This is a genomic window from Bartonella sp. AD328YNZD, from assembly GCF_042196425.1.
Genome location: NZ_JBHIQG010000633.1, coordinates 1 through 923, shown reverse-complemented (window position 1 = coordinate 923; position 923 = coordinate 1). Strand labels below are relative to the sequence as shown.

The 923-nt window shown below is 37.7% G+C and carries 2 protein-coding genes; one reads left to right on the top strand and one right to left on the bottom strand.

Going from position 1 to position 923, the window contains the following annotated elements:
• A partial coding sequence (locus ACFIO3_RS14150; protein ID WP_375704694.1) for an SURF1 family protein occupies positions 1-354 on the bottom strand: 354 nt, incomplete at its 3' end.
• 276 nt (positions 355-630) lie between these two features.
• Here ACFIO3_RS14150 and rpmB point away from each other — a divergent pair.
• Positions 631-923, top strand: a 293-nt coding sequence (rpmB, locus tag ACFIO3_RS14145) for a 50S ribosomal protein L28 (RefSeq protein WP_375704693.1), incomplete at its 3' end; no start/stop codon positions are given.

The window sequence follows — 923 nt, the reverse complement described above, 5'->3', positions numbered from 1 at the left end:
AGTGGTTTGTAAAGGAGTCAAAACCCAATATCCCGTAGTATTTTGAGCGGTAGCCGTGACCAAAATATTTTTATCTGTTAAAAATTTTCCCGTGATAACAACAGGTTGATATTCATATTTTTCAAAAGTAACATCTGCCCATTGATTTTTGGGGGGGGCTTTTATGGGGGGCAAATGAATGCGCTGATTGGTACTGGTGATAAGATTTGTTTTCCAGTTTAACCGTTGTACTTGCCATATACCTAATGCACTGAAGAGAAGAAAAAAACAAATACATAAAGTTCCAAACAAAAAAGAAGAAAAACGGTTAGGATTTTCTTGAAGCTTTGTCATGGGGGACTCTTGTTTACTCATGATTTATATTTCCTTTCAGGACAATAAGCTTTCATTCTAACATGGTGTGACTTTAAAAAAACATTTTGTACGCCTTATTGCAGAAAAAGATGAAAAATGCTCCCATAAGAGATGAAAAAGGTTTTATAAAAGACTTGACCTTTTGTTGTCGACCCCCTATTAGAAAGAAACTTCCCAATGGTGCCCGTTCGAGGTAGTGTTGTGCGTGCTTTACGTTCATTCTATCCTTTGGGTATAGGGATTTGAAAGTTTCTTAGAGTTTTAAGGGTGAAGTTTATGTCTCGTGCATGTGAATTGACAGGGAAGACGGTTCTGTATGGTAATAATGTTAGCCATGCAAATAATAAGACTCGGCGTCGTTTTTTACCAAATCTTTGCAATGTGACATTGATTTCAGAAGTGTTACAGCAAAGTTATCGCTTGCGCATTTCTGCAAGTGCGTTGCGTTCTGTTGAGCACCGCGGTGGTCTTGATGTTTTTTTAATGAAAGCAGACGATAAAGAGTTGTCACAACGTGCGCGTTTGTTAAAACGCCAAATCATTAAGAAGAAATCTGAGCAAGAAGGTGA